This window comes from Listeria sp. Marseille-Q6474, assembly GCF_946902005.1.
Classification (GTDB): domain Bacteria; phylum Bacillota; class Bacilli; order Lactobacillales; family Listeriaceae; genus Listeria; species Listeria innocua.
This window is the reverse complement of record NZ_CAMPPS010000001.1, coordinates 716727-739696: the sequence shown is the minus strand read 5'-3', so window position 1 is coordinate 739696 and position 22970 is coordinate 716727. Positions and strand designations below refer to the sequence as shown.

At 36.2% G+C, this 22970-nt stretch carries 26 protein-coding genes and 1 tRNA gene; 16 read left to right on the top strand and 11 right to left on the bottom strand.

What is annotated here, in order from left to right; translation table 11 throughout:
• Positions 1-14 precede the first annotated feature (14 nt).
• The 4 genes from coaA (at position 15) to OC533_RS03735 (ending at position 3564) form a co-directional block, all read left to right on the top strand.
• The gene (gene coaA / locus OC533_RS03750; RefSeq protein ID WP_003761370.1) at positions 15-935 is read left to right on the top strand and encodes a type I pantothenate kinase; all 921 of its coding nucleotides are present in this window, start codon (positions 15-17) and stop codon (positions 933-935) included.
• A gap of 115 nt (positions 936-1050) precedes the next feature.
• A complete protein-coding gene (locus OC533_RS03745) occupies positions 1051-1773 on the top strand; it encodes an ABC transporter ATP-binding protein (RefSeq protein ID WP_185482529.1) in 723 nt (240 codons plus the stop codon).
• Positions 1773-2888, top strand: coding sequence for an ABC transporter permease (locus tag OC533_RS03740; protein ID WP_003771171.1), 1116 nt, complete (start codon positions 1773-1775; stop codon positions 2886-2888). The genes OC533_RS03745 and OC533_RS03740 overlap by 1 nt, the downstream gene beginning before the upstream one ends.
• Positions 2889-2907: 19 nt before the next feature.
• The gene (locus OC533_RS03735; RefSeq protein WP_003761377.1) at positions 2908-3564 is read left to right on the top strand and encodes a TetR/AcrR family transcriptional regulator; all 657 of its coding nucleotides are present in this window, start codon (positions 2908-2910) and stop codon (positions 3562-3564) included.
• 31 nt (positions 3565-3595) lie between these two features.
• Here OC533_RS03735 and ltaS read toward each other — a convergent pair whose 3' ends face one another.
• Positions 3596-5557, bottom strand: a complete 1962-nt coding sequence (gene ltaS, locus OC533_RS03730) for a lipoteichoic acid synthase LtaS (RefSeq protein WP_003761379.1) — start codon at positions 5555-5557, stop codon at positions 3596-3598.
• A 257-nt stretch (positions 5558-5814) separates the two neighbouring features.
• Between ltaS and OC533_RS03725 the strand changes: the two genes are divergently transcribed.
• The 4 genes from OC533_RS03725 (at position 5815) to lplA1 (ending at position 9085) form a co-directional block, all read left to right on the top strand.
• Positions 5815-6438 carry a DNA-3-methyladenine glycosylase gene (locus tag OC533_RS03725; protein WP_194323333.1) on the top strand — a complete coding sequence of 208 codons (624 nt, stop codon included), beginning with the start codon at positions 5815-5817 and terminating at the stop codon, positions 6436-6438.
• A gap of 107 nt (positions 6439-6545) precedes the next feature.
• Entirely contained in the window at positions 6546-7214 is a 669-nt protein-coding gene (locus OC533_RS03720) for a class A sortase (protein WP_010990684.1), read from the top strand.
• A 119-nt stretch (positions 7215-7333) separates the two neighbouring features.
• Entirely contained in the window at positions 7334-8065 is a 732-nt protein-coding gene (locus OC533_RS03715; protein WP_194323334.1) for an MBL fold metallo-hydrolase, read from the top strand.
• Positions 8066-8089: 24 nt separating this feature from the next.
• Positions 8090-9085, top strand: a complete 996-nt coding sequence (gene lplA1, locus OC533_RS03710; protein ID WP_194323335.1) for a lipoate protein ligase LplA1 — start codon at positions 8090-8092, stop codon at positions 9083-9085.
• A gap of 34 nt (positions 9086-9119) precedes the next feature.
• Here lplA1 and OC533_RS03705 read toward each other — a convergent pair whose 3' ends face one another.
• From OC533_RS03705 to OC533_RS03695, 3 genes are all read right to left on the bottom strand, one after another.
• On the bottom strand, positions 9120-9725 hold the full coding sequence (locus OC533_RS03705) for a TVP38/TMEM64 family protein (RefSeq protein ID WP_003761391.1): 606 nt from the start codon (positions 9723-9725) through the stop codon (positions 9120-9122).
• A gap of 124 nt (positions 9726-9849) precedes the next feature.
• Positions 9850-10797, bottom strand: a complete 948-nt coding sequence (locus tag OC533_RS03700) for a glycosyltransferase family 2 protein (RefSeq protein ID WP_003727083.1) — start codon at positions 10795-10797, stop codon at positions 9850-9852.
• A 13-nt stretch (positions 10798-10810) separates the two neighbouring features.
• The gene (locus OC533_RS03695) at positions 10811-10954 is read right to left on the bottom strand and encodes a hypothetical protein (protein ID WP_171821150.1); all 144 of its coding nucleotides are present in this window, start codon (positions 10952-10954) and stop codon (positions 10811-10813) included.
• A 222-nt stretch (positions 10955-11176) separates the two neighbouring features.
• Here OC533_RS03695 and OC533_RS03690 point away from each other — a divergent pair.
• The 4 genes from OC533_RS03690 (at position 11177) to nfsA (ending at position 13770) form a co-directional block, all read left to right on the top strand.
• Positions 11177-11247, top strand: a tRNA-Gly gene (locus tag OC533_RS03690).
• Positions 11248-11347: 100 nt separating this feature from the next.
• The gene (queG, locus tag OC533_RS03685; protein ID WP_041918370.1) at positions 11348-12487 is read left to right on the top strand and encodes a tRNA epoxyqueuosine(34) reductase QueG; all 1140 of its coding nucleotides are present in this window, start codon (positions 11348-11350) and stop codon (positions 12485-12487) included.
• 20 nt (positions 12488-12507) lie between these two features.
• Positions 12508-13017, top strand: coding sequence for a tRNA (uridine(34)/cytosine(34)/5-carboxymethylaminomethyluridine(34)-2'-O)-methyltransferase TrmL (gene trmL, locus OC533_RS03680; protein WP_003766193.1), 510 nt, complete (start codon positions 12508-12510; stop codon positions 13015-13017).
• A gap of 12 nt (positions 13018-13029) precedes the next feature.
• The gene (nfsA, locus tag OC533_RS03675) at positions 13030-13770 is read left to right on the top strand and encodes an oxygen-insensitive NADPH nitroreductase (protein WP_194323336.1); all 741 of its coding nucleotides are present in this window, start codon (positions 13030-13032) and stop codon (positions 13768-13770) included.
• Positions 13771-13821: 51 nt separating this feature from the next.
• On the opposite strand, the gene OC533_RS03670 is transcribed toward nfsA, so the two are convergent.
• From OC533_RS03670 to OC533_RS03650, 5 genes are all read right to left on the bottom strand, one after another.
• Positions 13822-13983, bottom strand: a complete 162-nt coding sequence (locus OC533_RS03670) for a lmo0937 family membrane protein (RefSeq protein WP_003761398.1) — start codon at positions 13981-13983, stop codon at positions 13822-13824.
• A gap of 84 nt (positions 13984-14067) precedes the next feature.
• Positions 14068-14526 (bottom strand): low molecular weight protein-tyrosine-phosphatase, encoded by a 459-nt coding sequence (locus tag OC533_RS03665; protein WP_003766197.1) that lies wholly within the window; start codon positions 14524-14526, stop codon positions 14068-14070.
• Positions 14527-14538: 12 nt separating this feature from the next.
• Complete coding sequence (locus OC533_RS03660) at positions 14539-15285, bottom strand: SMI1/KNR4 family protein (RefSeq protein ID WP_262265225.1); 747 nt, start codon at positions 15283-15285, stop codon at positions 14539-14541.
• Between the two features lie 90 nt (positions 15286-15375).
• Entirely contained in the window at positions 15376-16338 is a 963-nt protein-coding gene (locus OC533_RS03655) for a hypothetical protein (RefSeq protein ID WP_194323338.1), read from the bottom strand.
• Positions 16339-16348: 10 nt separating this feature from the next.
• A complete protein-coding gene (locus tag OC533_RS03650; RefSeq protein WP_160464016.1) occupies positions 16349-18154 on the bottom strand; it encodes an HSP90 family protein in 1806 nt (601 codons plus the stop codon).
• Positions 18155-18355: 201 nt separating this feature from the next.
• Here OC533_RS03650 and fri point away from each other — a divergent pair, with 201 nt between their 5' ends.
• The 4 genes from fri to OC533_RS03630 all read left to right on the top strand — a co-directional run bounded on the left by fri (position 18356) and on the right by OC533_RS03630 (position 20845).
• Positions 18356-18826 (top strand): non-heme iron-binding ferritin Fri, encoded by a 471-nt coding sequence (fri, locus tag OC533_RS03645; RefSeq protein WP_003761404.1) that lies wholly within the window; start codon positions 18356-18358, stop codon positions 18824-18826.
• Between the two features lie 234 nt (positions 18827-19060).
• A complete protein-coding gene (locus tag OC533_RS03640; RefSeq protein WP_003761406.1) occupies positions 19061-19363 on the top strand; it encodes a HesB/YadR/YfhF family protein in 303 nt (100 codons plus the stop codon).
• Positions 19364-19477: 114 nt separating this feature from the next.
• Positions 19478-20608, top strand: a complete 1131-nt coding sequence (locus OC533_RS03635; protein WP_045554601.1) for an MBL fold metallo-hydrolase — start codon at positions 19478-19480, stop codon at positions 20606-20608.
• Positions 20609-20617: 9 nt separating this feature from the next.
• Positions 20618-20845, top strand: coding sequence for a DUF3006 domain-containing protein (locus OC533_RS03630; RefSeq protein WP_003761410.1), 228 nt, complete (start codon positions 20618-20620; stop codon positions 20843-20845).
• A gap of 198 nt (positions 20846-21043) precedes the next feature.
• Here the strand turns inward: OC533_RS03630 and OC533_RS03625 are convergent, their stop codons facing one another.
• On the bottom strand, positions 21044-22261 hold the full coding sequence (locus tag OC533_RS03625) for a CynX/NimT family MFS transporter (protein ID WP_003771190.1): 1218 nt from the start codon (positions 22259-22261) through the stop codon (positions 21044-21046).
• Positions 22258-22947: a FadR/GntR family transcriptional regulator gene (locus tag OC533_RS03620; protein WP_010990690.1), complete on the bottom strand. Its 690-nt coding sequence runs from the start codon at positions 22945-22947 to the stop codon at positions 22258-22260. The genes OC533_RS03625 and OC533_RS03620 overlap by 4 nt, the downstream gene beginning before the upstream one ends.
• Positions 22948-22970 lie beyond the last annotated feature (23 nt).

Below are 22970 nucleotides of genomic sequence, written 5' to 3'. Positions count from 1 at the left end.
GGATGGAACATTGAATGAATGATTACAACCACTACTTTCATTTCCCACGAGAAGAATGGCGCAAGCTGGAAGTGAGTAAGGACCAAATTTTAACTGCAGAGGAACTGGAAGAAATACGTGGTTTAAATGACCGAATTTCTTTACAAGACATCTCTGAAATCTATTTACCACTTATAAAACTAATTGCAATCCAATACCATGAAGCAATTTTTATTCATGGTGAAAAAATGGAATACTTAAAGAAAAAAGAATCACGTGCCCCTTTCATTATCGCCTTAGCAGGTAGTGTGGCAGTGGGGAAAAGTACAACCGCGCGTGTTTTTAAATTAATGCTAGATCGTTGGTTTTCTAAAACAAGGCAAGTCGAGCTTGTAACAACAGACGGATTTCTCTATCCTAATAAGGTTTTAGAAGAACGCGGTATCATGGACAAAAAAGGTTTCCCCGAAAGCTACGACCGCGACCGCTTTGCTAAGTTTCTAACCGACTTAAAAGCAAATAAAGAAGACGTTGAAGTACCACTTTATTCGCATTTCACCTATGATGTTTTAGACGAAACTCGCATGATGCATAATCCAGATATTGTCATCATTGAAGGGATTAATGTACTTCAAGCTGACCAACATGAGAGCCTATATCCGAGTGATTTCTTTGATTTCTCTGTCTATATGGATGCTAATGAAGCTGATATTAAGAACTGGTATTTAGAACGTTTCTTCATGCTTCGCGAAACAGCTTTCCAAGACGAAAGCTCGTATTTCCACCCATATACGAAAATCAGTAAAAAAGAAGCAGAAACATTTGCGTTAGGTGTTTGGGATACAATCAATGGCGTCAATTTAAAAGAAAACATCGAGAAAACAAAGTACCGAGCGGATTTAGTTCTTCATAAAGGAACAGATCACCTTATTTCAGATATTTATTTACGAAAATAACCGAGTGCAGATAGAGGGAAACTTCTTGATGCGTTCGGTTTTTCCTTTACATTTAAAAAAATCCGAGTACAATGGAAAGTGAGTAATCACTCATTTTTAAAAAGGAGGGAAACTAATGGCAGAAATAGCAATTGATGTTTCGAATTTAGATGTAAAAATCGGCAAGAAACCAATTTTATCAGATATGTCTCTCGAAATAGAGAAGGGCGAAATATTCGGCTTAATCGGTCCGTCTGGCGCTGGTAAAACAACTCTTGTTAAAACCATCATCGGCATGGAAAAAGCAACAAGTGGCCAAACCAAAGTACTAGGAAATGTAATGCCGAACTTGCCGGTAATTAGCAAAATCGGTTATATGGCTCAATCAGATGCACTGTATACTGATTTAACGGCCAAAGAGAACCTAGATTTTTTTGCTTCACTTTATTCTATTAAGGGTACTGCTAAAAAAGACCGAATCAACTATGCGACGAACCTGGTTAATTTACAAAACGATTTAACAAAAAAGGTGAATAATTTTTCAGGTGGAATGAAACGCAGGTTGTCTCTCGCTATTTCTGTCCTTGCAGATCCTGATGTTTTAATATTAGATGAGCCAACAGTCGGAATTGATCCAGAACTAAGAAAAACCATTTGGGAAGAACTGGACGATCTTAAAGCAAACGGCAAATGTATCCTTGTGACGACGCACGTGATGGATGAAGCCGAAAAATGCGATAGGCTTGCAATGATAAGAAATGGAAAAATAATCGCCATAGGGACCCCACAAGAGCTCTCAAGTAAAACTTCATCTGGCAAACTAGAAGATGCCTTTTTAGAGTTTGGAGGGAAGGACTAATGCGAATTTTAGCTATCGTTAAACGGATCGTTAACCAATTCAGGCGTGATAAACGGACGCTTGCTTTAATGTTTCTTGCGCCACTTTTACTTATTACATTACTAACTTACTTATTTGAAGGCGATACAGTGAAGCCAGTTGTCGGAGTGAACGGACTTTCGAGTTCCATGGTAAAAGAACTAAAAGAAAATGATTTAACAATTAAGACTTACCCAGACAACACGAACGCAACTGCGAAAATTAAAGACGCTGATCTTGACGCGTTTTTTCAACAAGATGGCGAGAAAATCAAAGTGACATACGAAAACAGTGAACCAAGCTTAAGTAAAGAAATCGGTTTAAAACTACAAAAAGCATTGATGGCCGAGCAACAAGTTCAAGTAAAGAAACAAGCCAAAACAACAGGAGAAGCACTTGCCAAAGCTGGAATTGATCCAAACTCGCTTCCCGCACTTACAAACAGCCCTGAAAAGCTAACCATTTCAACCGATTACGTTTATGGCGATAAAGATACTAGCTTTTTTGATACAATTAGCCCGATTTTCATTGGCTTTTTCGTATTCTTCTTCGTTTTTCTAATCGCTGGGATTTCATTTTTAAGAGAACGAACAACAGGTACGCTTGAACGACTCATGGCAACCCCAATTAAACGTATCGAACTAGAACTAGGATATTTGATAGGCTTTGGCATATTTGCCTTACTACAGTCTATCTTAGTCGCAGTTTTTTCCATCCAAGTGCTCGGCATGATGCAAAACGGATCCTTATTTTATGTTTTACTCATTACGCTAACACTCGGAATGGTGTCACTCGCACTAGGTATCTTACTTTCAACGTTTGCTAATAATGAATTTCAAATCGTGCAATTTATCCCCATCGTTATCGTGCCCCAAGTGTTATTCTGTGGGATTTTCCCGCTCGATGGCATGGCAGATTGGCTCGTATGGATTGCACATATTATGCCGCTATACTACGGAGCAAATGCACTAACATCCATTATGGTAAAAGGAGAAGGATTTGCCTCATTTGCAAATGATTTTTATATTTTACTAGGATTTGTAATCATCTTCGTCGTACTAAACATTTTTGCATTAAAAAAATACCGGAAAGTTTAATTAGAAAGGAAGAAAAAAAGTGGATGCAGAAGGAGATATCTTGCGTCAAATGCTTGATTTGACGGAAAAAGAAACTAAAATGAGCGATAAACAACGCCGAATTGTAGCAGCTTCCATTGAACTGTTTGCGGAAAAAGGTTATGCTGGAACATCGACAAATGAAATAGCAAAAAAAGCGGGCGTAGCTGAAGGAACCATTTTCAGACATTATAAAACAAAAAAAGATTTATTGATGGCAATCACGATGCCAACATTGATTGGGGGAGTTATCCCATTTTTAGCTCAAAGCTTTGTTAAAGAAGTTTTTGAAAGTGAGTATCCAGATTTCCAGTCATTTATTCGCGAAATTATTGTTAACCGTTTTGAATTTGCAAAAGAGAATGGTAAAGTCATCAAAATATACTTTATGGAATTATTTTATCATGATGAACTTAGAGCGCAGTTTTCTCAAATTTTTATGACGCATGTAAAAGGGCAGTTTGACCAAATGATTGATTTTTATAAGGCACGCGGAGAAATTGTCGACATGCCAAATAGCACGATTATGAGGGCGCTTATTACAAATATAGTCGGCTTTATGTTGACAAGGTTTGTTGTGATGCCAGATGCTAACTGGAACGACGCAAAAGAAATAGATGATACAGTTTCTTATATTATGAGAGGCTTAGGTAAATAAAAAAGAGTCCAGCATTAGCTGGACTCTTTTTTTATTTAGTAGAAGAATCAGTTGATTTCTTCTTATTATAGTTGTATTTACTTGGATCTACTTTTTTGAAGCCATCAGGAGCATAGAATCGTAATAAATCTCCTTGTAACACAGAATCAGAAAGCTCTAATTCTTTGGATACCTTCTCTTTTGTTTCTTTCATTTCTTTTGTTTCTGTCGCAATTGGTTCACCAGTTTGTTGGTTATACATGTTCCCACCAATCATAGAGTAAGTTGGTGTTATATAATCACCATTTCTAAATGGAACCAGTTGTTTGTGATCTTTTGAAAGTAAGTCAGTACCAAATTGCAAGTATTCTTTGTTATCCACACCAAGTAAGTGAAGCAGGGTAGGTAGTAAGTCAACTTGACCACCATATTGTTCTTGAACTCCACCTTCAACACCTGGAACATGAATCATTAAAGGTACACGTTGCGCTTGGGCATTTTCGAAAGTGTTATAGTCTTTGCCAAGAATTTTTGTCATTGCTTCTTCGTGGTTATCGGAAATACCATAATGGTCACCATACATAATAATTACAGAGTTATCGTAAAGACCAGTTTTCTTCAAGTAATCAACAAAGCTCTTCACAGATTCGTCTAAATAACGAGCTGTTTGGAAGTACGTATCTACCGAAGAATCACCAGTTGTCGCTGGAGCAATCGAAGCATCCTTCTCATCAATTGGATAAGGGAAGTGATTGGTTAGCGTGATGAATTTCGTATAGAATGGTTGTTTTAAGGATGAAAGATATTTTTCAGATTCTTGGAAGAAAGGTTTATCTTTTAGTCCATAGTTAGAAACATCCGCGTCATTCATATCATAGTAACTAGCATCAAAGAAATTATCGTAACCAAATTGTTTATAAATTTCATCACGATTCCAGAAGCTCTTATAGTTACCGTGGAAGACAGCACTAGTATATCCTTGTTGACCTAAAATAGCTGATGCTGATTCATAAGTGTTTTGTCCTTTTGTAGTAAAGGCAGAACCTTGAGGCAAGCCATAAAGCGAGTTCTCAAGTAACATTTCGGAGTCAGCTGTTTTACCTTGACCTGTTTGGTGGAAGAAGTTTGTAAAGCTCAGTGTATTTTTATCTTTAAAGAAAGAGTTAATATACGGCGTTACTTCTTCTCCGTTAAGTTTATAATTCACTAAGAATTGTTGGAAACTTTCTAAATGAATATAAATAACGTTTTTGCCTTTTGCTTTACCGAAATATTCCGGATTTGGCGCGGCGTATTTTGATTTAGTGTAGTTAAGTACTTCCGTAACATCACTACTATCAGCAAGTGCACGCTGTGTAGATGACTCAGTACTTTTCACTGCATCATAGATTTGGTAGTTAGTCATACCAAGATATTTTACAATATAATTTCTATCAAAAGTTCTTGTTAAAAGTTGCGGACGATCGATTTCAGCAAGTCCTAAGTTAGCAAAGAACATCGCGATACCAAGCGTTAAAACACCAACAACTTTTCTAGCACGGATTCGAGCAGTTTTATCAGGTTTTACAAAGCGGAAAGCAAGTAGTGCAATTAAAATAATAATATCCGCGAAGTAAATAATATCGTGCCAGCTGAGTAACGCTGTGATACTACTACCCATGTCGCCCATGTTTTGCATTTGTTTTGCGTTTAGATTCGGAAGCGTAATGAAATCACTAAAGAATCGATAATAGACAATATTTGCGTAAAGAATAAAGCTCATTAAAAAGTCAATGACAACGATCCAGATAAATGAACGACGTCCTTTAGCAAAAAGTGCGAGACCTAAGAAGAACACAGCCCCACTCAATGGATTTATGAACAGCAAAATTTGCTGCATAAGGTTCTCAATACCAAGTTTAAATTCAAGTTGATATGCAATATACGTTTTTAGCCAATAAAGAATGACGGCTAGAACAAAAAACCCATAATTTTTGCTTAAAAACGTTTGGATTTTTATTTTCCAATCCTTCATGAAACACCTCTCCTACACACTATTTACTCGTTTTAATTGTTGTTTTTGAAATGAAAAAAAGAAGCTGTAATATGTAAAAAAACAATTTCATACAGCACCCACTTTAACATAATTCTAACACAAGATTAATAAAAGGCAAGTTATAACACATACGTCTGAAGTAGGATTTTAGGGGAAATAGGCTGATATAACTAGTCAAAAAAGAACCATTTTGACTAGAATTCTGCTAGAATAAAAAGTGAAATAGGAGGTATAAAATGAACGCTAAAATCACTCCAACTTTTTTTGAAAATAAAACTACCATTGAATTAGCTAGAGATATAATAGGGATGAGACTCGTGCATGAAATAGGTAATTATACTCTTTCTGGTTACATTGTTGAAACGGAAGCCTATCTCGGGGCAACAGATATGGCAGCCCATAGTTTTAAAAACTTACGAACCAAGCGGACTGAAGTAATGTTCGGCACTCCAGGAACGATTTATACGTATCAAATGCACCAGCAAGTATTATTAAACTTTATTACGATGCGAGAAGGCATTCCGGAAGCTGTTTTAATTAGAGCATTAGAACCAACGAAAGAGTCCATCGAACAAATGGAACAAAATCGTTTTTTGAAAACTGGCTTTGAATTAACGAACGGCCCGGGTAAATTAACGCAAGCTTTAGGATTAAGTATGCAAGATTATGGGAAAACTCTTTTTGATAGCAATATTTGGTTAGAAAGGGCAAAAGTGCCACATATAATAGAAGCAACTAATCGAATTGGTGTTCCAAATAAAGGTATCGCGACCCATTATCCTCTAAGGTTCACAGCTAAAGGAAGCCCGTATATTTCAGCGCAACGTAAAAGACAAATTTCAGACTATATTTGGGAATAACTTTACAAATTTGTCACAGGTGCAAAAATACTTCAATAAGGCGGCTGATTTCCTTTGCTTCATCAGAGTAGCTACTATATAATGAAATAGTTACAAGGAGGAATAATATGTTAAAGAAAACAATCGCAATCGTTATTTTAATCATCGGTTTACTATTAATTTTTTCCCCATTCATTAAAAACGGCATTGTAAAATATATGAGTGGCCATGAAACAATCGATCAATACAATGCATCCGATTTAAAGAAAAACAATGACAAAGACGCTACATTTGATTTTGAAAGTGTACAACTTCCATCTATGACCTCTGTCATCAAAGGTGCAGCAGACTATGACAAAGATGCCGTTATTGGCTCGATAGCTGTTCCTTCTGTAGACGTTAACTTACTAGTATTTAAAGGAACCAACACTGCTAATTTACTTGCAGGAGCAACAACAATGCGTTCTGACCAAGTAATGGGTAAAGGTAACTATCCATTAGCGGGGCACCATATGCGTAATGAATCAATGCTATTTGGTCCAATTATGAAGGTAAAAGAAGGCGACAAGATTTACCTGACTGACCTCGTAAATTTATATGAATATACAGTTACTGAAACAAAAACAATTGATGAAACAGAAGTAAGCGTGATAGATAATACGAAAGACGCTAGAATCACATTAATCACATGTGATAAGCCAACGGAAACGACGAAACGATTTGTTGCAGTTGGTGAGCTAGATAAAACAGAAAAACTAACAAAAGAACTAGAGAATAAATATTTCCCTAGTAAATAAGTAAAATTTTAAAAAGGCAGCAGATTTTCTTAGCTGTCTTTTTATCTGGATAATTTCTCCTTTTATTATAAATGTTGTATCATATAAATGAGGTTTATTTTGAGAAAGGAAGTGCAGTAATGAAACTAACCGTTTTTGGACATTGGGGCGGATATCCGGTAGCGAACGAAGGCACATCGAGTTATTTGCTAGAAGAAGCTGGATTTAAGTTATTAATTGATGTGGGGGCAAGTGCCGTTTCCATCATGCAAAACTTCATTGATCCTGATGACATTGATGCCGCAATAATTTCTCATTACCATCCAGATCATGTAGCAGACGTAGGGATTTTGCAGCACATTCGTTTGTTGTCGCAAAAAAAAGAAAAACCACCTGTCTTACCTATTTATGGGCACAAAGAAGATGAACGTGGCTATTCTTATTTAGAAATGGCGAATGTAACAAAAGCAGTGGAGTATAAAGCAAATGACACGCTTGAAATCGGACCGTTTAAAGTAACCTTCTTAAAAACAGTTCATCCAGTACCTTGTTATGCCATGCGAATTGAAGCAGCTGGAAAAATCTTTGTATACACCGCAGACAGCGCTTATCAAGATAGTTTTATTCCTTTTGCAGAAAACGCAGATTTACTCGTAACAGATACGAACTTTTTCCATGATTTAGCTGGAAAAACAAAAGTTCATATGGCAAGTACCGAAGTCGCAAAAATTGCTAAAGAAGCAAATGTGAAATCGTTACTCCTCAGCCATTTACCAGAAGTTGGTGATTTAGAAGTATTGAAACAAGAAGCAGCAGCTATTTACACCGGAGAAATTGCACTCGCATCAAAAGGATTTACGAAAACATTTTAATATAGAAGAAAAGGGGTTTGGGGTATGTATTTTATAGATAATAATAATGAAAAAGATCCGCGTATTAATTTAGCAGTTGAGGAATTTATTTTAACCGAATTGAAGTTAGATGAACCGGTTTTACTTTTCTACATTAATAAGCCATCGATAATTATTGGTCGGAATCAAAATACGGTAGAAGAAATCGATACAGAATATGTCGAGAAAAATGACGTAATTGTGGTGCGTAGACTTTCAGGTGGTGGCGCTGTTTATCATGATGAAGGTAACTTGAATTTTAGTTTTATTACAGATGACGACGGCGAATCGTTCCATAATTTTGCGAAGTTTACACAACCGATTGTGGAAGCTCTTAAACGTTTAGACGTAAATGCGGAATTAAAAGGACGTAATGATTTATTAATCGATGGTTTTAAAGTATCAGGAAATGCGCAATTTGCAACAAAAGGAAAAATGTTCTCGCACGGTACTTTAATGTATGATTTGAACTTAGATAATGTCGCTGCATCACTAAAACCACGTAAAGATAAAATTGAATCAAAAGGAATTAAGTCAGTTCGTAGTCGTGTAGCGAATATTTCTGATTTTATGGATCAAGAAATGACTACCGAAGAATTCCGCGATTTATTATTGCTTTACATTTTTAACGTGGAAAAAGTAGAAGATGTGAAAGAATACAAATTAACCGCTGCAGATTGGGAAAAAATCCATGAAATTTCTGCTAAGCGTTATGGCAATTGGGACTGGAACTACGGAAAATCTCCAAAATTCGATTTAACACGGACAAAACGTTTTCCAGTTGGAGCAGTCGATGTTCGCTTAAACGTACAAAAAGGAGTTATTACAGATATTAAGATTTTTGGTGACTTCTTTGGCGTAAAAAATGTGGCAGATATTGAGGAGAAATTAGTCAACACAACTTATAAGCGTGAAGCATTGGCTGAAGCTTTAGCAGATATAGAAGTAAAAGAATACTTTGGTAACATTACAAAAGATGAATTTTTAGATTTACTTTATTAAAAAAAGAAAGCACGCATTCCGCGTGCTTTCTTTTTTATTTAAGATTTTTTCCTGACATCCAATGTTCCAGCCGTTTTCCGACAAACCATAAAATAACGACAGAAACAGCTAAAATAGCCAGTTTAAGTGGTTGGTGAATTAAGTCTACGAAATCATAACCAATATAGCTAATCGCAAAGACTTTGATTAATTTCCCACCTACAAGCGCTAAGATAAATTGGTAAACTTTTATTTTAGAGAGACCTGCAACGATATTTACAGCAGAAGATGGTGTAAAAGGCATTACAAGTAAAATGAAAATCGGACTAAAACCATGTCTATCAATCCATTCCATTACTCGTTTAATTTGTTTATGTCCGGAAATAAATCGCAAAAATCGAGTCTGCCCAAATTTTCGAGCTAACAAGAAAACACATAAACTACCTGCAATTGCAGCTGTAACGGATATTAAAAAGCCGCCAAACAGTCCGTATGCATTAACGTTAACTACAACAAAAACAATAAATGGTAAAAAAGGTAAAAACGCTTCAATAAAAGGTAAGAAAAAAGCTAAAAGTGGACCTAAATTCCGATACTCACTTAGCCAGTACATTAAATTATCATAAGAAAAGAAATTCATCATATCCTGCCAAAATGTCATAAGCAAGCCTCCAGTAGTCTTTAAAAACATACTTTATTTTCTCACATAAAAATGATAAAGCGCTAATAAAACAGCTTGAATATAGTTAAAATCCTAGCAAATCAACCAGGATTTTAATTATATATTATTTTTGGTCAGAAAAACCATTTTCTTCTTCAATAATGTAAAGCGGGCGGTCTTTTACTTCATCATAAATTCGACCAATGTATTCACCAATTAAGCCAAGAATGAAAAGAATCGTCCCGCCAAAAACAAGTTGTAAAATAATAATAGAAGTCCAGCCAGTTAATGTTGTATCAGTAAAGAATCGTTGGAAAAGCACAATAATTAAGTAAATAAAACCAATGAAAGCTGTTAAAACCCCAAGGTAACTTGCGAGTTTTAATGGACGATAAGAAAATGATGTAATTCCGTCTATAGATAATTTAATCATTTTTTTGAGTGGATATTTTGTTTCTCCAGCCGCGCGTTCATCGCGTTCATAGTGAAGAGCTGTTTGTTTAAATCCAAGCCAACTAACTTGCCCGCGAACAAAAGGATTTTTTTCATGTAAGCCAGCTAGCTCTCGACAAACTTGCGCATCCATGAGTCGGAAGTCACCAGTATCAACCGGAATATTAATATCCGTTAATTTAGTTAAAATACGATAAAAGAGAGAAGCACTTTGTTTTTTAAAGAAAGTCTCCCCTTTTCGTTTCAGACGTTGGGCGTAAACAACTTGGTAGCCTTCTTTCCATTTCTCTACCATTTCAATAATTAACTCAGGGGGATCTTGTAAATCTGCGTCGATAACAATAACTGCTTTACCATGCGCATAATTGGCGCCAGCAGTAATAGCAATCTGATGCCCAAAATTTCTCGAAAAATGGATTGCTTTTACACAACTATCTTCCGCACTTAATTTTTGCAACATACTCTTCGTTAAATCACGACTACCATCATTTACAAAAATAATTTCGTAGGGACCGTCAAGTGTCTGCATGACCTCTGTAAGTCTCCCGTAAGTTTTTAGTAGAACTTCTTCTTCGTTAAAAACAGGGACTATACAGGAGTATTCAATATTTTTTTCCATATTTCACACATCCTTAATTAAGTTGATAAAGCGTCCCGCCACTAGTACCATTTATCCCTGTTGTTCTTACTTCTATAGTTTGTGATGCACTAGAAGTAGTATCGTCGTTTGAAAAAAGTGGGACAATGCCACTTAAAGCAAGCGATCTCTTTACCATTTCTTCATCCATTTTACCACATTTGGTTCAGAAGCTTTACTACTTAAGGGAGAGAATCAATATTTATTTCACAGCATATAAGCAAGTTAGTAAAAAGCCTTGAAAATCATAAATATAGTAGGATTTTATTTTTTACAAAGAAATTCCAGAAAAAGTCTTGTCAAAACTAACATAGAATGGTATTATATAAAAGTTGTTAAAACACTAAGAACTACTTACTGTGCGGGTGTAGTTTAGTGGTAAAACTACAGCCTTCCAAGCTGTTGTCGTGGGTTCGATTCCCATCACCCGCTTTATATTTTTTATAAATCCTGTTATCAACGCAGTGTTTCGACCTTTCTAAGCGAAGCATTGCGTTTATTTTATTGCCTGAAAATAAGGAAAGGGGGAATGATGATAGTGAAGCCAGAATCAAATTACGCAGCGCTAAAAGAAGAGCTAATTGCTTATGCACATGAAATTGGAATTCAAAAAATTGGTTTTACGACAGCAGACCCTTTTTTATTTTTAAAGGAACGGTTACTAGAAGCTGAAGCGTTAGATCTTTTTACAGGGTTTGAGCATCCGGTTATTGATGAGCGTGTTTATCCAGAGCTTATTTTCAAAGAACCCCAGTCGATTATTGCTATTGCACTTGCTTACCCATCTAAATTAAAAGAAGCGCCTACCAGCAAAAAAGAAGCAAGACGTGGCGTTTTTGCTAGAGCTTCGTGGGGCATCGATTATCATACTGTTTTACGAGAGAAATTAGCTCTACTGGAACAATTTTTAAGTGAGCGTTTGCCTGATGTACGAATGAAATCTATGGTAGATACTGGTGAATTATCGGATGTGGCTGTGGCAGAACGAGCTGGCATTGGTTGGCGCGGGAAAAACACGCTGCTTATAACGCCAGAATTCGGCTCTTGGGTTTATTTAGGGGAAATGATAACCAATATTCCTTTTGAACCAGATACGCCTGCTAGCGACTTGTGTGGCAGCTGCAACCAATGTGTTAAAGCTTGTCCAACAGGTTCCTTGTTAGGTGAAGGGAAAATGAATCCGAAAATATGTTTAAGCTACCTCACCCAAACAAAAGACTTTCTAGATGAAAAATATCGCGAAGTATTGCATAATCGTTTGTATGGCTGTGATACTTGTCAGGTAGTTTGTCCATATAATCGCGGTCATGATTTTCATTTTCATGAGGAAATGGAGCCGGACCCGGAACTTGTTCGTCCCGAGTTAAAGCCACTGCTACATATTTCAAATCGCGCTTTCAAAGAGCAGTTTGGTGATATGGCTGGTTCATGGCGTGGGAAAAAGCCAATCCAACGAAATGCGATAATTATTTTAGCTCGTTATAAAGATAAAACCGCAGTACCAGACTTAATTGATTGCTTGGAAAATGATCCGAGACCAGTCATTCGAGGAACCGCTGGATGGGCCTTACGTAAAATCGGCGGGGAACAAGCTGAAGAAGCTGTCCAAAAAGCGCTCCAAAACGAACAAGATGAACAAGTACTCCAAGAATTAACAGCAATACCAAATTAATAGAAACCAGGTGAAAAGAAATGCCAAACCATATCGTACTATATCAACCAGAAATCCCTGCAAACACAGGAAATATCTCAAGAACATGTGCTGGAACAGATACTTATTTACATTTAATTCGTCCACTTGGTTTTTCCACAGATGATAAAATGTTAAAACGCGCCGGACTGGACTACTGGGATAATGTGAAACTTTCCTATTACGATTCCCTAGATGAGTTTTTCGAAAAAAATGCTGGTGGAGAATTCTACTATATTACTAAATTCGGACGGCATGTTTATAGTGACGTTGACTATAGTGATCCAAATAAAAATTATTTCTTTGTTTTTGGAAAAGAAACTACTGGTTTGCCTGATGAACTTTTACAAGCAAATGAGGAAAATTGTTTACGGATTCCAATGACAGATCATATTCGGTCTTTAAATTTATCTAACACCGCAGCAGTTTTAGCATATGAAGCGTTACGTCAACAGAGTTTTGGCGCGCTTTTACAAGAACCAAATTACGATCGGAAAATCTTTAAAGACTAAGGGGGAGTTAGGATGAATCAGGCGATAGATGCCATTTTAGGTCATTATTCAGTACGGAACTTTGAAGATAAAGCTTTAACAGAAGAAGAATTAGCTTTACTTATTAAAAGTGCGCAGGCCGCATCTACATCTAGTTTTGTTCAAGCATACTCTATAATCGGAATAACAGATAAAAAAATTCGAGAACAAATTTCTGTTATTGCGGGAAATCAACCATACACTGTACAAACAGGACAATTATTTATCTTTGTTGCTGATCTAGCGAGACACCAAGCCATCCTAGAAGAACATCAAGTAGACACAGCCGCACTAGAAACTTCAGAAAAATGGCTTGTTTCCATCATTGATGCCGCACTTGCCGCGCAAAATATGGCTGTTGCCGCAGAGTCGTTAGGATTTGGTATTTGCTTTATCGGAGGAATTCGTAATGACGTAGGGCAAATTGCCGAAATTCTTGATTTACCACCATATACGATGCCGTTATTTGGTCTAACAATAGGTCACCCGATTAAAGGCAAAGAAAAAGCCAAACCTAGATTACCGCAAGACTTGGTTTATCACGAAAATACTTATCAAAAAATGAATCCAGCAATTTTAGCAGAATACGATGAACAAATAAAAACTTACTACGATGAACGAACAGCAGGAAAACGAGTAGAAGGCTGGTCCGAGCAAATTGCACGGGGGCTTGGAAGAAAAAGCCGGTTAGACTTAAAAGATTTTTTACAAAAGCAACATTTAAATCAAAAATAAAAAGAGTGGTTTGGCGCATTATCGTAATGCGCCAAACCGCTCTTTTTTCAGTTATTTACGTTTATTCCTAGCCATTTGAATTAAGTTCCAAATAACGAGTATTAACACTACTACTAGCAAGATATTAATTAATCCGCCCGCTACATGGAAAATAATTCCAAGTAACCAAACTGCTAATAAAACAACTATAATTCCCCAAATGATTCCTAACATATAAAAAACTCCTTCTGATCTTTTGATTGTACTCTTATATATTCCCGAGTGACCAGTCTCTAAACATGTTAGGGATAAAAAAGGCTATTTTTTTGTGATAAAAGCTAAAAGGGCTTTGACTCCTTCCGTTACCATTCGCTCTGTTTCATCAAAATCACCTGTGTAATAAGGGTCAGGAATTTCCTCCTCTTCCTTACCTGAAACAAAGGACATCAGTGAACGAATAGTTACGTCTTTGTTTTTATTAAGTGCATTTAAATCAGCTATATTATTTTGATCCATCCCAATAATATAATCAGCTTGTTCAAAATCGGCATCCGTTACTTTCCGAGCGCGCATTGCTTCATAATTAATACCGTGCTTTTTCAAAACTTCTCTTGTACCACGGTGCGGCGGTTTTCCTAAGTTCCATGTTCCCGTTGCCGCAGAATCAATTTCTATTTCATCCGTTAACCCTGCATTAGCAACTTCTTTTCGAAAAAGTCCTTCTGCCATTGGAGAACGGCAAATATTCCCTAAACATACAAATACTACTTTTACCAATTGAATTCCTCCTTATTCCCACTCTTTATATAATTCAGTAGTAGCACTTTGATCTATTCCATCACAGTCCTTAAGCCTCGCGAAAATCTTTTCCACAAGTTCAGGAACAAGTTTTCTCCGGAAATAGAGCAATTGATTTTCAAAGGATTGATAGACGACTATATTATAGGGGATTTCGTTCTTTTGAAGTAAACGAATGAGTGTTTCTAAATACCACTTTTTATCAGGATAATCCTCTAATAACTCTAGTAATTGCTTGGTTTTTTTGACATTACTTGAAGCAAGAATTTGGTCTAGTTTTTTTACTGGAAATTGTTCCGCGAAATCTACTGGAAACGGGCTGAAATATAGTGCCTCCAAAAACTCAGCCATGTTTTCTGCAACAACTAAGGTCTGTAGCGTTTCAAAATCAACATATATAATGCTAGGCAGAGACTTATTATCAGCATAAGAAAAACCGATATAGCGCGATTCATCTCGGTGAAAATAAACTTGTTTGCCTGCAAGATCAACATCATTTTGTTCCGGAATGTCCGTTAATAATTCATTTAAACTAGCTAAATAATAAATTTCCGCGACATCAAGACCGTAAGACGTTGGCTCGTTCGTTGGAAAATGGTTTTTTCGAATCAATCCACCGTTTTGCTTCAAAAGCAGCTCTTTATATTCAGCTGGTAAGAATAAACCAAGTTCCGTTTCTTTTGCAGAAATCTCTTGCTCCGTTGCAGCTTTATTCCCGTTTTTAACCCAAATCGTCATCATTTTCAACTCCTTCCTGTATTATCCTAAAAAATACTAAATAGCGCAAATAAAAGAACATAACTAGAAAAACTAGCTATGTTCCAAATGTTACTTCAAACGATCTTGATAATAACAATTTTCATTTCGTGCATCAAATTTTGCGGTTAAAGTTTCGGCTATTTCCACCAAGTCTGTTTCTGTTTCACGATCCAAAAGAGGATAAGCAGCTTGTAAAAATAATAATCGATCTAGTCCGCTTTCTGATTTAAGGACGATTTCTTTATTCGTATCAATGACTTCTCTAGCCTTTTCAGTTTGGTTTGTAAGCACTAGATACTTAAGCAAATGGCTAAGTGGTGGAATTAATGAACTTTCTTTCTCCACAAGAGGGTAGCCTTTATCAAAACATTCTTGCGCCATTTTTTCATCACCAAGTTCTAAATACGCTAAAGCCATATTTCCATAAGTTAAATGAGGAACTTCTGCGCAGCTCTGTTTCCCTTTAATAATTGGAGCAGCAGCTTTCTTCGCTTTTTCAAAATCTTTGATAAAACAGTAATAATGAACTTTATCATTTGTTTCGCAAGCAGGGCAGTCATTTAAATAATCTGCTTTGGTGTTATTCCATTTTTCAAAGAGTTCTTCTGCTTTGTCTTTTTCGCCCATTCGAATGGCAGCAAGGGTACAAACTTTATAGTAAGGGCGTAAGGAATAATTTTGCTGTTCGAATTTTACTTTCATATCATTCAAAAGCCCGTCTATTTGCGCTTTGGATACTTCATCAAAAGTTGGGACATGTTCGCTAATCCATTTATATTTCCAAAGTAGATCGTAAGCGTCAATATATGCCGCATCATCTTCCCATTTTTTTACTAACCAACTAAAGGCTTGTAATTGTTTTTTTGGAAATCCGGCAGTTAAGCAAGTATCAATCAGCATATCGCGTGCCTCAATACCATTTTCTACATCGTTATACATATCTGCACTTGCAATGGCGCGTTCAAGAATTTTCACTTTTTCAGCATTGTCGTCCATACCCCAAGCTTCTTCAATATCATTCAAATAATCCATTTTTTTCCTCCTATAGCATTTCTAAGATTCGTAACATATTTTGATTCATTAATTCCATTTCTTTCCGTTTGAGCGGATAATGTCCTAACAGTAAGGCCTGAATATAAAGAACATTAACAATCACCGATAACTCATTAATAGATTTACCAGATGTGAACAGTTTTTTTATAAGCTCATTATCTAAATTTAAATACAAATGGGCAAGTGGAGCAGGGGCTTGTTCTTGCTGAATACTCTCTAAAATATCACTGAAAACAGAACTCGTTTCTTCTAAAGAGCGTTCCAGTTCTCTGCTTGCCTGTGTAGCGGCAGAATGAATAAAAATAATAGGGAGCGTTTTAGGTTCAAAATGCTTAATTGTTATATCGGCATCAAATTCCGCCATCATTTTATTCATTTCAGCTAGGATTGGTTGATAAGTTACTTCTTCTTCAGCAGACATCGGTAACAATTTATTGGTGATTTCTTCTGGTTGAATTAAAATAAACTCAGCTTCATCCACTAAATGATTTAGCATCGTTAAAATTGGTGTATCGTAGGAGTAACCGCCATTAATCAATGTCATACCACTAGAGCGAGCAATATCAGTTATCTGTCTAAAATCGTCCACCGAAAAAGTATAGTAGATTGTCGTCGTTTCTTTCATTATATCTGCTAATTTTTCTTCACCATTCAAAGTTTTAAACGGCAGATAAGAATAAATTAATTTTAAAAATGGCGCATCTTCACTAGCCAATGCTTTAAAACCAAGATAATGCGTCGATAATAATTTTGTTAGTGCGCTCTCGGGTAACGTTTCAATTCCTTTTTTTAGCGCCACACCTAGCTCCTTAGATACGATTTCAAGGCGCTCATTTTTATAAAAAGATTCCCGTGAAGCGACTGGCTGAAGCTCATCTGTCCAAAGTATACATTCAGCAAAAAAAGCCCAGTTAGGAAGAACGTTATTCGCTTCGCTCGTCACATACATATTGTTTAAAAATACCGTTTGTTTGCGCACCGCATTCATTTGTACCGTATAAGGAATCATAAAAGCGATTCCAAAAGTACGTCCAGACTCATTTTCAATTAGGAAATAATCTTGAAAGCGAGTGCCGAGTAAATGTTCCCCGTAGCGAAGAATTTGCTCCCTCGGAAGACTAAACAGTATTTCTTTATCAGCAAATTGCTTGGTCCACGAGTTAATCTCTTGTTCATAACCATCTGCTTCTATTAAAATGGCGCTTTCTAAAGAAGAGCCGTATTTTTTTAATGTATTAATCAAGTATTCCGTTTCTTCGCATTCAGGGTGTTCATCCATATGAGGACGCAACCGTAAATAAACTTGAGTACCAGGTTCGCGTTTTTCGGTTTTAATTTTACGGACAGAATAAGTACCATCAGCTTTTCCATGCCATTCAGTCGTTTCTCCGTTTTTTTGTGAGGTAGAAATCATTACAATCTCATCGCTAACAATAAAACAAGAAAGTAAACCGATCCCAAAGCGACCAATAAAATCATTGGTATCTTGACCATCAAAGTTTTTTTCACCTTTAGATGAATTAGCAATAGTTGCAAGGAAGGCATGGACTTCATCTTCCGTTAAACCAATCCCATTATCCTCTAAAATTAAAGTTTTGTTGTTTTTTTCACCAGATAATGAAACATGGATTTTTCCATTTAAAGTAGGCTCTATTTTCTTCCTAGCTCTAATTGCATCTGTAGCATTCTGTAATAATTCTCGAATATAAACATCTTTTTCGTCATAAAGATGATTAGAGAGAATGTCAATCATACCAGCCAAGTTCACCTGAAAGCGGTGAGAATAATTTTCCATTGTCTATCCTCCTAGTTGTGTAAATCTCATTTTTATTCTATCATAAAAGAAGAGATAAATATTGGAAAAACATTAATAGATGTTTAAAAAATCATATCAGTGGTAAATACTTTGTGATGGTTTCCACACTGGACATTGTAGTGGAAATAGATTATACTTATTATTAAGTGATAATCATTACAAAATAGGAGGAAGATAATTATGAAAACAATCAACTCAGTAGACACAAAGGAATTTTTGAATCATCAAGTAGCGAATTTAAACGTATTCACAGTAAAAATTCATCAAATTCATTGGTATATGCGAGGCCACAACTTCTTCACTTTACATGAAAAAATGGATGATTTATATAGCGAATTCGGTGAACAAATGGATGAAGTAGCAGAACGTTTACTTGCCATTGGTGGAAGCCCATTCTCGACTTTAAAAGAGTTTTTAGAAAATGCGAGTGTAGAAGAAGCTCCTTATACAAAACCTAAAACTATGGATCAATTAATGGAAGACCTAGTTGGTACATTAGAATTACTTAGAGACGAATATAAACAAGGCATTGAGCTAACTGACAAAGAAGGCGACGATGTAACAAACGATATGCTAATTGCATTTAAAGCTAGCATTGACAAACATATCTGGATGTTCAAAGCATTCCTTGGAAAAGCTCCATTAGAATAAGATGCAATCAAAACTGTGTGGGATTTATTTCTCACACAGTTTTTTTATCTCAAATCTGTTATAGTACAATATCCTTATTTTAAGGTTGTTTTAATACATAGTGGTTTGAATTTTATTAGAAAGAGGTATACTAACTGCATAACAAAAAGCAGAAAAAGTGAAATTCGATGTAAAATCTGCTATTCTTGAGTAATAATCAATACGTACAAAAAATGGAAACGAGGAGTGAAAAGTATGAATATCGAGGTAACGGACCAAGCAAATAAATGGTTTCATGATGAATTTGATGTAGCTGATGGTAATGGAATTCGACTTTTTGCCAAATATGGTGGTTCTAATAGTTCCTTGCATCCTGGTTTCTCTATCGGTTTAGCTGCCGAAAAACCGCAAGAAGCAGCAGTCGCTGAAAAGAAAGAAGACTTAACTTTCTTTATTGAAGATCATGATTATTGGTATTTCAAAGACCACGACTGGAAAATTGACTATGAACCAAAAACGGAAGAAGTATCCTTTTCCTTTAAAGAAAAAGTGAAATGAATACAACATAAATTGCCGCGTGTAAATCGATTTTAATTTCATGCGGTTTTTGTTTTAAAAGCTTTACTGTTCTCTCTTCCTTTGCTATTCTACTAAGAGAGCAGGAGGAGAACGATGACAAAGAAATTAGTAATTTGTATTAGTTTAATCGCGATATTTTTAAGCGGTTGTAGTTTTTCAGAACCATCCACTAAACCATCTAACATCACAGAAAAAACCTTAAATGGTGCAAGCTTTACTTTTTTTGATGTTGGTCAAGGGGACAGCACACTTATTCAAGCAGAAGACGGTACGACTATTTTGATTGATACTGGTCGACAAGATGATGACCGGATTTTAACTTATTTAAAAGAAGCAAATATAAAAAAGCTAGATTTGCTATTACTGACACATCCACATGCCGACCATATTGGTAATGCCGACAAAGTCATTGCTACATATAAACCGAAAGAAATTTGGATGGATGGCTTAACTTTTTCAAGCAGTATTTATGAGAAAGTAATTGATGCAGCACTGGCGTCAAATGCGAAATATAAAGAACCAAGACGCGGTGATAAAGCGACTTTTGGTCCATTTGATATAGAAGTCCTAAGCCCAGATAAACTTCAAAACGATGCCAATAATGACTCCATTGCAGTCAAAATGACATACAAAGATATTTCTGCCATTTTCACTGGTGATGCGGAAAAAGGGCGGGAACGAGAAATGGCAGATAGTGGCGCCAATTTAGAAGCAGATATTTTAGACTTAGGACACCACGGTTCATCCACTTCCAATCAACCATTTTTCTTAGATAAAGTGAAACCTCAAGTGGCTGTCTACTCCGCTGAAATGGCCAACAGTTATGGACATCCCCATGTAGAAGTATTGGAATGGTTAAAAGAACGAGATATTAAAACTTACGGGACAGATGTGAACGGAACAGTTACAATCGAAACTGACGGCGAAAAAATCCATGTCCAAACCGAAAAAGAAGGCACCCCTAAACCCGGTAGCAGCTATAACAAAGAAAATAATACACAAAAAACAGAAGATGCCACATCAGAAGAATTGCCTGAAAGTATTAATCTGAATTCAGCATCTAGTGAAGAATTACAACTATTACCACTTATTGGCCCAGCGCTGGCAGAAAAAATCATTGCCGAGCGCCCGTATCAGTCCATAGATGAATTGAAAAAAATTAACGGCATTGGTGATGGAATTGTGCGCCAAATTAAAGAACAAGGCCTTGCCGTAACAAAGTAGGTGAATAGGGTGAAAAAAGCAATATTAGATCGTATAGAGGATGGAAAAGCCGTTTTTCTAATCGAACCGAACCATACAGAATGGTTAGTAAATCAAGAAGAACTTGATTCCTCTATAAAAGAAGGGGATGTCGTCACTATTTCAGAAACAAATGAAATAATGAAACACCCCCAAGAAACTGATGAAATGAAAAAACGTATTGCGGAAAAGCTAGAAAGACTAAGAGGAAAAAACTGAGAAAAACTTTTTTAAACTCTCATGAAATTTTCATCTTTCTTTCAGCACATTCTTTTTTAGGAAAGTTATTATATGTATAAGCTAACAACAAGCAAAACATTTTCATTTCTTTCCCTTTTTAGAATGAAAATCCCAAACTCCCTTTTAGCTAGTGCGGTTTACTCCCTTTTTCCGCACTAGTTTTTTCATGCGCAAAAATCACTTTTTCTGTGGAAAGAGAAATTTATTGCGTCCAGCATCTAGGCCGCAATATAGCATAATTAGGGTAATGCCGATCAGAACATATAACGTTGGTTGCCAACTGCCAAGAGCATCATGGAGTGTACCAAATAATATTGGACCGGAAGCAGCAAACAAATAACCTATTGATTGCGCCATTCCTGATAAATCCGCCGATTCGGTAGCGCTTGTTGTTCGCAAATTAAAGAACATCATCGAAAGACTAAATGACATCCCCGAACCAATCCCATATAAAATAATCGCAGTAGCTAAAATAAATAGATTACCAGAAGCGAACATAATCCCAAAAATCCCAATCATAAATAATAAAACAGAAATCCCAACGAGCAATTGCTGATTTTTCATTCGCCCAGCTATAATAGGAATAATAAATGTAATCGGCATAACAGCAAACTGCATTAGTGAGAGCATAAGACCGCTAGAAGTACTTGATAATCCTTGATCTGCTAAAATGTTCGGTAACCAAGCAATCGAAATATAAAAAATCGCGGACTGTGAACCCATATATAATGAAATTTTCCAAGCAAGAGGGGACTTCCACACCGAAGTAGTAACTAAATGTGTGGCAATTTTTTCTGAGCTGCGTTGGTTATATCTTAACTGTGGTAGCCAGATAACTAACGCTAAAACACCCAGCATTGCCCAAAAAACCATGCTTCCATGCCAGCTGAATTTATTATTCATAGCTATCGGAACCGTCAAACCAGCAGCAAGTGCCGCACATAAATTCATTGAAATCGAATATACTCCAGTCATTAATCCTAATTTAAAAGGAAACTCCTTCTTAATCAAACTAGGTAAAATCACATTTCCCACTGCAATAGCAAGTCCAATCATAAATGTTCCAGCAAATAAATAGAATTCTCCTCCAAAAGGTCGAAGTAAACTACCAATAACAAGCGTTAAAAGTGCGATAAAAATAAGTACTTCTATCCCTAGTGAGCGACTTAATTTCGAAACAAAAGGGGATAAACCAGCAAAAGCAAGTAGTGGTATCGTCGTTAGTAATCCTGCCATCGTATTTGTTAAATGTAAATCTGATTGAATCATTCCGAGTAAAGGTCCAACTGACGTAATTGGTGCACGCAAGTTTGCTGCAATTAAAATAATGCCGACAATAAGCATCACCCGACTTGAACGCGTCAGGATTTTTTTATTTGTTAAATCTGAATTCATTTGTTATCTCCATTCTTAGCAGCAATTTGTTTGAAGAGCGTGATATACTCAGTTACTTCATGTGCTGCTCCTTCTTTATCTCGTTTTTCGATCGCTGATACAAGAGTTGCATGGCCATTATGCTTATTAACAGCTGGATTCATTTCTGTTGTACTCGTAATCGAAAACTGTATTTCCTCTAAAATATTTACATACATATCTAACAATAAATCATTGTGCGCTGCCTTTACAATTGTTAGATGAAGAGCTGAGTCAGCTTTTACAAAGGCAGTTACATCATTATCTTTATTAGCTAAATAGCAAAGTTGCTTATATTTTTTTAACATTTTTAAATCTTCATCCGTGCGCCGTTCGCAAGCTAAAATAACTGCTTCTCGGTCTAGCGCATGCCTCATTTCTAGAATTTCTTGCACAGAGGATTCTCGCACTCGTTTTTGCATAATAGCATGAAGTTCACTATTATTGCGTACAAAAGTTCCGTCTCCTTGCTTTGTTTCAAGTAAACCAATATGGGCCAACGCACGAATTGCTTCACGTAACGTATTTCGACTGATGCCAAACTGAGTCATTAAATCAGCTTCTTTAGGAATTCGTTCGCCGATTTTCCAAGCGCCACTAGTAATTTCAGCTTTTATCTGATCATAGACTTGCTCAGCTAAAGATTTCCGCTCAATTTTTTCTACCACAAAAAAACGCCCCTTTCTAAAGG

What these genes read in the sequence shown, in the direction of transcription:
- OC533_RS03700 (WP_003727083.1), bottom strand. Translation starts at nt 10,797, where the DNA reads ATGGAAAAAAATATTGAATACTCCTGTATAGTCCCTGTTTTTAACGAA.
- OC533_RS03695 (WP_171821150.1), bottom strand. Translation starts at nt 10,954, where the DNA reads ATGGTAAAGAGATCGCTTGCTTTAAGTGGCATTGTCCCACTTTTTTCA.
- coaA (WP_003761370.1), top strand. Translation starts at nt 15, where the DNA reads ATGAATGATTACAACCACTACTTTCATTTCCCACGAGAAGAATGGCGC.
- OC533_RS03740 (WP_003771171.1), top strand. Translation starts at nt 1,773, where the DNA reads ATGCGAATTTTAGCTATCGTTAAACGGATCGTTAACCAATTCAGGCGT.
- OC533_RS03660 (WP_262265225.1), bottom strand. Translation starts at nt 15,285, where the DNA reads ATGACGATTTGGGTTAAAAACGGGAATAAAGCTGCAACGGAGCAAGAG.
- OC533_RS03705 (WP_003761391.1), bottom strand. Translation starts at nt 9,725, where the DNA reads ATGACATTTTGGCAGGATATGATGAATTTCTTTTCTTATGATAATTTA.
- OC533_RS03635 (WP_045554601.1), top strand. Translation starts at nt 19,478, where the DNA reads ATGACAAAGAAATTAGTAATTTGTATTAGTTTAATCGCGATATTTTTA.
- OC533_RS03715 (WP_194323334.1), top strand. Translation starts at nt 7,334, where the DNA reads ATGAAACTAACCGTTTTTGGACATTGGGGCGGATATCCGGTAGCGAAC.
- lplA1 (WP_194323335.1), top strand. Translation starts at nt 8,090, where the DNA reads ATGTATTTTATAGATAATAATAATGAAAAAGATCCGCGTATTAATTTA.
- queG (WP_041918370.1), top strand. Translation starts at nt 11,348, where the DNA reads ATGATAGTGAAGCCAGAATCAAATTACGCAGCGCTAAAAGAAGAGCTA.
- OC533_RS03670 (WP_003761398.1), bottom strand. Translation starts at nt 13,983, where the DNA reads ATGTTAGGAATCATTTGGGGAATTATAGTTGTTTTATTAGCAGTTTGG.
- ltaS (WP_003761379.1), bottom strand. Translation starts at nt 5,557, where the DNA reads ATGAAGGATTGGAAAATAAAAATCCAAACGTTTTTAAGCAAAAATTAT.
- OC533_RS03745 (WP_185482529.1), top strand. Translation starts at nt 1,051, where the DNA reads ATGGCAGAAATAGCAATTGATGTTTCGAATTTAGATGTAAAAATCGGC.
- trmL (WP_003766193.1), top strand. Translation starts at nt 12,508, where the DNA reads ATGCCAAACCATATCGTACTATATCAACCAGAAATCCCTGCAAACACA.
- nfsA (WP_194323336.1), top strand. Translation starts at nt 13,030, where the DNA reads ATGAATCAGGCGATAGATGCCATTTTAGGTCATTATTCAGTACGGAAC.
- OC533_RS03655 (WP_194323338.1), bottom strand. Translation starts at nt 16,338, where the DNA reads ATGGATTATTTGAATGATATTGAAGAAGCTTGGGGTATGGACGACAAT.
- OC533_RS03720 (WP_010990684.1), top strand. Translation starts at nt 6,546, where the DNA reads ATGTTAAAGAAAACAATCGCAATCGTTATTTTAATCATCGGTTTACTA.
- OC533_RS03640 (WP_003761406.1), top strand. Translation starts at nt 19,061, where the DNA reads ATGAATATCGAGGTAACGGACCAAGCAAATAAATGGTTTCATGATGAA.
- fri (WP_003761404.1), top strand. Translation starts at nt 18,356, where the DNA reads ATGAAAACAATCAACTCAGTAGACACAAAGGAATTTTTGAATCATCAA.
- OC533_RS03725 (WP_194323333.1), top strand. Translation starts at nt 5,815, where the DNA reads ATGAACGCTAAAATCACTCCAACTTTTTTTGAAAATAAAACTACCATT.
- OC533_RS03650 (WP_160464016.1), bottom strand. Translation starts at nt 18,154, where the DNA reads ATGGAAAATTATTCTCACCGCTTTCAGGTGAACTTGGCTGGTATGATT.
- OC533_RS03625 (WP_003771190.1), bottom strand. Translation starts at nt 22,261, where the DNA reads ATGAATTCAGATTTAACAAATAAAAAAATCCTGACGCGTTCAAGTCGG.